The following is a 9,616-nucleotide window of genomic DNA, read 5'->3' on the forward strand; positions in this document are numbered from 1 at the left end:
GCTGGGCAAGCTGACCTCGACCTCGGACGAACCCGGCGCCAAGGAATCGGTTTACACCGACCCAGACGAGGCCAAGCGGTTCGTGGAACTGACCGGATGCGATTCCCTGGCCATCTCCATCGGAACCTCGCACGGAGCCTACAAATTCAAGGGCGAGCCGACCCTGGACTTCGCCCGGCTGGAAAAGATCCAGAAGCTGCTTCCCAATTATCCCATCGTGCTGCACGGGGCCTCCTCGGTCCCCAAAGACCTGGTGGAGACCTGCAACAAGTACGGCGGACAGCTGCCGGGAACCAGAGGAGTGCCGGAGGAGTTTTTGGCCAGGGCGGCCAAGCTGGCGGTCTGCAAGATCAACGTGGACACCGACCTCCGCATCGCGCTGACCGGGGCCATCAGAAAAGTGTTTGCCGAGAACCCCTCGGAGTTCGATCCCCGCAAGTACCTGGGCCCGGCCCGGGACGCGGTAAAAGAAGTGGTCAAGGGCAAGGTCAAGCTGTTTGGCTGCGCGGGGAAAGCTTAATGCTTCGTAAAACTGCAACCGGGAAATCACCTCATTAACAAATAAGCGGACGACATGAAAAGATATGGTTGCCTGTTATTCCTTATTTTACTATGTGCTTTTTCCGCAACGGCCCAAGTTTTTGATAGAAGCACAGTTGATAAGGAAGAACCAAAACTTGGTTGGATCTCATTAGGACTAGGCGCCGCCGATAGTCTTTTTGGATTCAATGTCAACGCTTGCATATTAGTCAGTAAACATTGCTTTTCGGCACAATACGTACAAGCAAAAGAAATTTTATTTTTAAATTTTTCCGACAAACCCGAGAACAGCCGATATGAATTTAACCTTACTTATGGCCGCAAAACTTCCACCAACAGCGTGATTGCTTTAGGCTCGATAGGCGCTTGTTACATGAACGAACGCATATACGAGGTGGTAGGCTCTTACAATGATGATCCCGACGACTGGTTTGGTTTCGGCACAGAGTACATCTGGGCCGCGAGGCAACGTAGTTATTACGGGATCATTGCCAAAGGACAGATTTTGTTGAGAACAAAAACACTGGGCATAGGACCCAGCATTGCTGTTAGTTTCACCGGTGAAAGGACATTTTTATCGATCTACTTGGATGTGGCCTTTGGAAATTTGAAATAAGCTATTCTATGGAGGCAGGATTATGGCTGTAATAACCATATCCAAACAGCACGGGGCCGGAGGCAAAGCCATCGCCCTGGCCCTGGCCCGCGAATTGGGCTGCGAATTGGTGGACAAATCCCTGATCATCAAAGTGGCCCAGCAGGCCCGGGTGGGAACCGACCGGGTGGAGAATTTTGACCAGGAGCATTACAGCTCCATCGACAAATATTTGAGCGGGATATTTCTGGCCAATCCTGCCCTGTACGGCCCGGGCAGTTTCGATTTTCCCATGACCGGTTCCGCCGGGCTGACGGCCGACCAGGAATTCTTCAACGCCCAAAAATACCTGACCCTGACCCAGGCATTGATCAAAGAGCTTTACCAGAAGGGCAACGTGGTCTTAGTGGGGCGGGGCGGGCAGGTGCTACTGGCCGGCAAGCAGGATTGCCTGCACCTCAGGCTGTGTGCGCCGCTGGAATACAGGATCAGGCGGGTGATGGGAAAGGCCGGAGTAAGCGAGAAGGAAGCCGGGGAGAAGATCCACTCCCGCGACAAGTCCCGGGCCTCCTATATCAAGGACCATTACCAGCGGGATTGGAACGACCCGGGGCTGTATCATCTGACCATCAACACCCAGCTGGTCCCGGTCGAGACCATCATCACGCTGGTCAAGCAAATTATAAACAACAAACCTTAATAACTCAATTTCTTCCCGGGACAGACAGGATTAAAATGATTTCACTGGATTAATTCTTAAATAGAAATCCTGTAAATCCTGTCGATGGTTCCTCGTTATGGTGACGTTTGAATGACCGAGAAATATTTTGATAATCAATAATAAAATTTAATACAAGGAGGATCTTGTCATGAGTGTAAAAATCGGGATCAACGGGTTCGGCCGGATCGGCCGCCTGGTCATCAGCGCCATGGCGGAACAGAAAATACTGGGCAACCCGCTGGACATAGTGGCAGTGGTTGATGTTTCCACCGACGCCAAATATTTTGCCTACCAGCTGAAGTACGATTCGGTTCATGGAAAGTTCCCCGGCCAGGTGGCCACCGAAAAAAGCGATCCGTCTTTAGCCGAGGATGACGTGCTGGTGGTCAACGGCCACAAGATCAAATGCATCATGGCCACCAAGGATCCCGCCCAGCTGCCCTGGAAGGCTTTGGGGGTGGAGCTGGTGATAGAGGCCACCGGCCTGTTCACCCACTCCGACAAGGCCAGCGGCCATCTGACCGCCGGGGCCAAAAAAGTGCTGATCACCGCCCCCGGCAAGGGAGAGGTCAAGACCATAGTGCTGGGCGTCAATGAAAAAGAATACGATCCGGCCAAGCACCACATCGTTTCCAACGCCTCCTGCACCACCAACTGCCTGGCTCCGGTGGTCCACGTGCTGCTCAAAGAGGGGATCGGCATCGAGACCGGGCTGATGACCACCATCCACTCCTACACCGCCACCCAGAAGACGGTGGACGGGCCGTCCAAGAAGGACTGGCGGGGCGGCCGGGCCGCGGCCATCAACATCATCCCCAGCACCACCGGGGCGGCCAAGGCGGTGGGCGAAGTGCTGCCGGCCACCAAGGGAAAACTGACCGGGATGTCGTTCCGGGTGCCGACCGCGGATGTCTCGGTGGTGGACCTGACCTTCCGCTCCGAGAAGGAGACCTCCATCGAAGCCATAGACGCCCTGCTGAAGAAGGCCTCCGAGACCTATCTTAAGGGTTACCTGGGATACGCCAACGAGGAAATGGTCTCCACCGACTTCATCCACGACCAGAGGTCGTCCATCTACGATTCCCTGGCCACTTTGGAGAACAACCTGAAGGGCGAAAAGCGTTTCTTCAAGGTAGTCAGTTGGTACGACAATGAATGGGGCTATTCGCACCGGATAGCCGAGCTGACCAAACTGATGGCGGAAAAGATGTAGTTCCTCACGTTCATAGCCCAGCCCTTAAGGGCTGGGCTATGAATAACATTTCCTACTGGTGATTTTCAATTTCAGAAAATCGATGAAAAAACTTCTAACATTATTGTTTTTGTCTGTGATAGCCGTCAGTCTGGGGTTTGCCCAGAAACTGCTGGTGGTCCAGACCAACGCCACCAATGGCTATCTCTATCCCTGCCACTGCCCCAAGGAACCCAAGGGCGGGCTGGCCAGGCGTTACACCCTGATCAAAAAGCTGGCCAAGGGCCAGCCCCAATTCCTGCTGTTGGATTCCGGCGACCTGCTGGGAATTGATTCCGATCACAAGGGCGATTCCCTGATGTTCGCGGCCTACCAGGCCATGAAATACGACGCCCTGGCGCCGGGAGATCAGGAATTTGCCCGGGGGATAAATAATTTCCTGAAACTGCAAAAGGATTTCAGTCTGCCGTTCGTGGCGGCCAATTTGTTTTACCAGGGCCGGGAATTGACCGCGCCCTATAAGATCGTTGAATTGAAATCCCTTAAACTGAAAGCGGCTTTGATCGGGCTGATCTCGCCCGACGCCTTCAGGTATTATTCCCAGGACAGTCTGCAGGGGCTGGAGATCAAGGATCCGGATACTATTCTGCAATCCACATTAGACAGTCTGAAAGGGCGGGCAGACATATTCATCCTGGTCTCGCATCTGGGATACGAAAAAGAGATAGAGATCGCCAAAAAATTCCCCCAGCTGACACTGATAGTGGGCGGCCACACCCAGACCGAACTGAAGACGGCCGACCTTTCAGCCGGCGTGCCGATCATCGAGGCCGGGGCCTCGGCCAAGAGCCTCAGCTATGCCTGGCTCCAAAAGCAGGGCGCTCAGTGGAAACACCAAAGTTCCCGGATGGAAGGCATCGTCTCGGATCTGGCAGACGACCCAAAGATCGTTTCCGTGGTGGGTGCTGGGCCGCAATCCACACCGGTCAATGCCAACCCCATTCCCGGCGACACCAGATTGCAGGTGCAGTTATTCGTGGCCCGGGACTGCCCAGACTGTGCGCAACTGAAGAAGGGTCTGTTCTCTAAGTTATCACAGGAATACCAAGACCGGATGGCCATGGTCTATCACGAGGTGGACAACCCGGCCGAATACCAAGCCCTGCTGAACTATGAAAAAGCGTTTAATGACCGGAACAACCAGATCCCGGCGGTGGTGGTTGGCAACAGGATCCTGGGCGGGGTGCAGGAGATTGAGCGGGACCTGGAGCGGCTGATCAAGGAATCGCTGGCTAACAAGGCGATGGAGACGCCGAAATCCAATAGCCCGGCAACGTTGGATAAATCAGGCAGGAAAGCGGACAAAACGATGGAAACGGGGACTGTTGATAGTATCTATCTGGCCTTCGTTTCCAATGCCCGATGCCAGAAGTGCAGCCGGGCCGAGTACATGCTGAAGGCGCTGAAAGCACAATATCCGAATCTGAGGGTGGAAAAGATAGACGTGGTCTCGGACTCGTCCAAGCTCCTGGTCGAGGCCTTAGGGCTAATGTACGGCCTGCCGGACAATAAACGGATGATCGCGCCCTCGGCCTTTGTGGGCCGGGATTTTTTAATTGGTGATGATATCAACGACCAAAGCCTTTCCGAACTGCTGGTAAAATACAAGTCTGGCAGCGGCCGGGTTCCCTGGGTCGAAGCAAAAAACTATCTGCCCCAGGCCAAACAGTCGGTGGTCAGCCGCTTCGCTTCCTTCGGCCTGTGGGGCGTGGCCGGGGCCGGCCTGCTGGACGGCATCAATCCCTGCTCGCTGGCGGTGCTGGTGTTCTTCATCTCCTATCTGGCTTTCGTGGGCCGAAAGCGCTGGGAGATTCTGGCGGTGGGCTTGGCCTATACCTTTGCCGATTTTCTGGTTTATTTTCTGATCGGGGTGGGAAGCCTGTCATTCCTGATGTCTCTTAAAGCCCTGCCGTTGTTCAGCAAGATATTTTACTGGCTGGCTATCATTGCCGGGCTGGTGCTGGCCTTCTATAACTTCCGGGATTTTATCAAAGCCAGGAAGGGCGATCTTTCCGGAATGGACCTGCAGCTTTCCACCGCCGCCAAACAGCGGATCCACAAGATCATCCGGGAAAAGATGGGCGCCGGGAGCCTGATAGGCGGGGCCTTTATGGTGGGGCTGATCACTTCGGTGCTGGAATTCGCCTGCACCGGCCAGGTCTACCTGCCGACCATCGCCTTTGTTTCCCAGATCGCCACGCACAAGTATCAGGCCTACGGGTATCTTCTGCTATACAACCTGATGTTCGAAGTGCCGATGATCATCACCTTCATCATCGCCTTCTGGGGTGTGTCGTCCAAGCGGATCGCCGGGTGGGCCCAGGCCTCGGTGGCCGGGGTCAAGCTGCTGACGGCGCTGATGTTTCTGTTGATGAGCGCGGCGTTGTTGTACATACTCCTTAGGTAGACCCCTCCCTTGTTCCCTCCCCCGGTGGGAGAGGGACTGTAAATGGTAACTATTAACCAATAATGTCATTCTGAACAGAGCTGCCCGCCGTACAAATCGAAGAATCCTTCAGTTTGTTGGGCAGGGTGGCATTCTCAGGATGACAGAAAAAAGTATCATGAACATCAAAGCACATTTTCAAAAAGACTGGATCTACTACCTGGCCCTGGGAATGGCAATTATCTCTGTGGCCATAGACCTGTACCGCCCGAACATGGCGCCGATGCTGGTTGCGGTGCTGGTGTTCTCGGCAGTGCTGGGCTGGCTGAATGCCATCGCCCCCAACAAGGCGGCGGCGGCCCTGGGATTCTGGGTGCTGGCGGTCTATGTGGCATTGGCTCTGCTGGAAATGATCCCGGCGACAAAGCATAACATCTTCTCCTCGGCGCTTTCGTTCATTCCGGCGTATCTGGGGGCGTATGGCGGGTATTATTTCCGAGTAAAAACCATTAAAGGGAAGCGAACAGTATGCTGAACTTCATAGCCTTCATTAAGGAACAACGTTGGCTGATCGGACTTGTTCTATTAGTGACGCCATGGAGCGTTACTTTGGCAGTACCATCTGGCAAATTGATGGTATTCGTGAATACTCGCGAAGCGGTTGTTAAAGTAAGCGAGCTTGGCCTGGAACATAAAATAGAATTAAACGGGAAAATAACCATTGAAAACATACCGGTAGGCTCTTATACAATAAGCGTTTATTCGCCATGGTATTGGGATACCACAGTAGTAAAAGACGTGATTATCAGACAAGATGTCATATGCAAAGTTGAGGTTGTTCTTAAAGACGAAAAACCAGTTGGAAATATACCGCCACGGATCCATACGTTCTGGAAGGCGGGCAGCTTTATTACAATTAGCAATGCGGATATTAAGGGTTACAGCGCCTTGAACAGCCAGACCAATGGGGACGTCGGCGGCAATAAAGCTGCCGTAAGCATAGATGGCAATTTAATGCTCAATCATATAAGGGGTTTGAGATATTATATTGATGGACAGGTCTCCCGACAGGAATACGCACCAGGCTGGTTGTCTTTATCTCACACCAACAGCGAATTCTACTCCGGCCAAGGTGAATTGTCATACGAAAAAGGCCCGTACAGGTTTGTTGCCGGTGGATCCGTCACTCGGGATCAATACGGCTATTACAAAACTTTGTTCAAATATGACCTGGACCATTATGCCTCGCGGATGGATAAGAACAGCCGATTAACCGCCAGTTTTAAACATGAGATAAGCCAAAATATCAATTACAGCGTAGCTTATTCCAGAAACAAGATCAATTCAATAGTAGGTGTCAGAAAGGGCTATTCCGGAGGCTATCAGGGCTGGTTCAGCGATTATGAATTCAACCAGCCATACCCCCATTCGTGGTTTACCGACCCGGAAAATCCGTTCTACACCGGAGACACTCTGGACGGCTATCTTGATTATTCACGGGATGATCCCGATATAAACCCCTATGGCGTAACCCACTTTTTTTATTCCGGGGATTATCCCCAATATTCAGAATGGGGATATGCCAATAACGCTTATCAGGCGGATCTACACTACAAGCTCAGCCGGAGCCATTCTTTAACGGCAGCATTCAAAGCCGTATACAATGATGAAACCAGTAAGTTGATACGGTATCCGTCCAGCGCAGTTCTTAATGACTCTAGCAGCACTTCTCCGGCCGGAGTATCGTATTTATTTGCACCGCATGAATACAATTTCAGGCCAAAGGAATATGACTTCCGCCTCTGGGACGGAATGTCCTTTAACGCTTTCAGTGCCAGGGCCGGCCTTGGTTATAAGGTCAGAAAATTCACCACAGTCAATTCTGATTTTCTGCCCAGCCTGCCGGACCAGGATTTTTTCATTGATTCCGTCCGGAGTGATCTTTCCCCGATCCTGGGTCTGACCGTGCCCTGGCGCTTCCTGACATTTGATGTCTCATATGAAAAGCATTTTATGGCACCTGAGGCCATATATCTGCGATCGGAACCTTTCAACCTGGGGCCGATGGAGATCGCAAATCTAAAGAACCAGTACATGCTGGCGCAATCAACCGACGCCATTAACGTAGAAGTGACCGGGGAACCGTCAAGGTATGTCAAAGCAGGGATAGGCTGGCAATACCAAAAGCTGGACGGCGTGGTGGATGTGAACAAATTTGATACGCCCGACAGTCCGTGGTATCTGTCGTGCACCAAGACCAATGGTACCTTGAAGGCACTGGAAGCGAAGATAAACTTGAACCCAGTCAAATATTTGAGTTGCTATTTTGATTACACATTGTCTTGGGCCAAAACCACTAAGGAAACCGAGGAAATATATATTACTTATGGCAGCGATCCCGTGGATTATCCAGATGTAACCTATGACTCGGATTTCGATCAAAGCAGACGGTTTCTCGCTGGTGTCTCTTTGGCCCTGGATAAAGGTGAGGGACCCCGGATATTTGGTTTACATCCCCTGGAAAACCTGGATATTTCATTGAAAAATATCATTGCCGGCGGCCTGCCGTATACCAAGACCGATTTGGCTGGCAGACCGCTTGAAAAAGTTAACAGTTCACGCCTGCCGGGAATCAGCAGGACGGATCTTTCCCTGGCCCGCTCGTTCGTGTTATGGCAGGTCAATTGCAAGCTGGAGCTGGAGGTTACCAACCTGTTCAATGCCAAGGATACGATCTATGTCAACCCGGCCACCGGCCTGGCGGACAACAACGGATTGTATGAAGCCGGCTGGCTGGAGGTTTTCAGATCACCGATTACCAGATACTATGAAGACGGATCGGAGAACCCATTGTACAACATCAAGGCCGACCTTAACCGCGACGATTATATTTCCGCCGATGAGCACTATCTGGCAGCGGTCAAGGCCAATGATGACATACAAAAAGACATGAACAACGGCAGGGCATTCTATTACGGCCGGCAGATGAGGCTGATGTTGGGGATCAAGTTTTAAAACGCATGCAGTTATTGTTATAAATAAGGAATACAAATGACCAGACAACTGAACATCGGCAAAGTCAAGATCGGCGGGGGCGCGCCGCTGGCGCTGATAGCCGGGCCCTGCGTGATGGAGGACGAATCCGTGGTCCTGAAGACCGCCGAGGAGATCAAGAAGATCGCGGATAAACTGAAGATAAACCTGATCTTCAAATCATCCTACAAAAAGGACAACCGTTCCTCGGCCAAGTCATATCAAGGTCCAGGGCTGGAGGCCGGATTGAAATTGTTGGAAAAAGTCAAGAAACAGTTTGACTTGCCTATTCTCTCGGACGTCCACTATCCCGAAGAGGTGGCCGCCTGCGCCCAGGTGCTGGATGTGATCCAGATCCCGGCCTATCTCTGCATGCAGACCGAGCTGACCCTGCAGATCGCCAAGACCGGGAAAGTGGTAAATGTCAAGAAAGGGCAGTTTTTGGCTCCGGAGGACGTGGGGCACATCGTCAAAAAGATCGAGGAGACCGGGAACACCAATATTCTCCTGACCGAGCGGGGCACCAGCTTCGGATACCACAACCTGGTGGTGGACTTTAAGTCCCTGCCCATCATGCGCTCTTTGGGCTACCCGGTGGTGTTCGACGTGACCCACACCATCCGCAAGTACGGCAAGCCCTCCAGCGATCCCAAGGGCGGCAGTCCGGAGTTCATAGAACCCCTGGCCCGGGCCGGGGTGGCCTGCGGCTGCGACGCCATATTCATCGAGACCCATCCCAGGCCCTGTGAAGCCAAGTGCGACGCGGCCAGCATGCTGGAGTTGTCCAAGCTGGAGAGGTTGGTGGAGAGTTTGATGGAACTGGATGCAGTTACCAGGAAATACGCTTAATCATCAAGGCTGCCAGCCATATTTTAAAATAGGAAATGGGAAATAGGAAATTATAGGTTGTGTCTTGGTCACATAATAGAAAGGAAGCTCAATGAAGAAGATTACTCTGATAGCGCTCCTGGTACTGATTGCAGCAAACGCCTTTGCCCTGCAGGTCATCGAGCACAAGGCGCCCATCACCAAGGCCGTGGTCTACAACGACCGGGTGGAGGTCATCCGCAGTTACAAGAACACCTACCA

The 9,616-nt window shown here is 52.5% G+C and carries 8 protein-coding genes; all 8 read left to right on the forward strand.

What is annotated here, in order from left to right:
* A partial coding sequence (locus Q7U71_02890; GenBank protein ID MDO9390700.1) for a class II fructose-bisphosphate aldolase occupies positions 1-520 on the forward strand: 520 nt, incomplete at its 5' end.
* Positions 521-574: 54 nt separating this feature from the next.
* Positions 575-1,156, forward strand: a complete 582-nt coding sequence (locus Q7U71_02895) for a hypothetical protein (GenBank protein ID MDO9390701.1) — start codon at positions 575-577, stop codon at positions 1,154-1,156.
* Between the two features lie 22 nt (positions 1,157-1,178).
* Entirely contained in the window at positions 1,179-1,835 is a 657-nt protein-coding gene (locus tag Q7U71_02900; GenBank protein MDO9390702.1) for a cytidylate kinase-like family protein, read from the forward strand.
* Between the two features lie 169 nt (positions 1,836-2,004).
* Positions 2,005-3,069 (forward strand): type I glyceraldehyde-3-phosphate dehydrogenase, encoded by a 1,065-nt coding sequence (gene gap, locus Q7U71_02905; protein MDO9390703.1) that lies wholly within the window; start codon positions 2,005-2,007, stop codon positions 3,067-3,069.
* Positions 3,070-3,151: 82 nt separating this feature from the next.
* Entirely contained in the window at positions 3,152-5,515 is a 2,364-nt protein-coding gene (locus tag Q7U71_02910; protein MDO9390704.1) for a hypothetical protein, read from the forward strand.
* A gap of 157 nt (positions 5,516-5,672) precedes the next feature.
* Positions 5,673-6,029 (forward strand): hypothetical protein, encoded by a 357-nt coding sequence (locus tag Q7U71_02915; protein ID MDO9390705.1) that lies wholly within the window; start codon positions 5,673-5,675, stop codon positions 6,027-6,029.
* A complete protein-coding gene (locus tag Q7U71_02920; GenBank protein MDO9390706.1) occupies positions 6,023-8,509 on the forward strand; it encodes a hypothetical protein in 2,487 nt (828 codons plus the stop codon). Before Q7U71_02915 ends, Q7U71_02920 begins: the two co-directional genes overlap by 7 nt.
* A 36-nt stretch (positions 8,510-8,545) precedes the next feature.
* Positions 8,546-9,376, forward strand: coding sequence for a 3-deoxy-8-phosphooctulonate synthase (gene kdsA / locus Q7U71_02925; protein MDO9390707.1), 831 nt, complete (start codon positions 8,546-8,548; stop codon positions 9,374-9,376).
* The last annotated feature ends 240 nt before the right edge of the window (positions 9,377-9,616 follow it).

This window comes from bacterium, assembly GCA_030655055.1.
In the GTDB taxonomy this organism is placed as follows: Bacteria; Edwardsbacteria; AC1; order AC1; family EtOH8; genus UBA5202.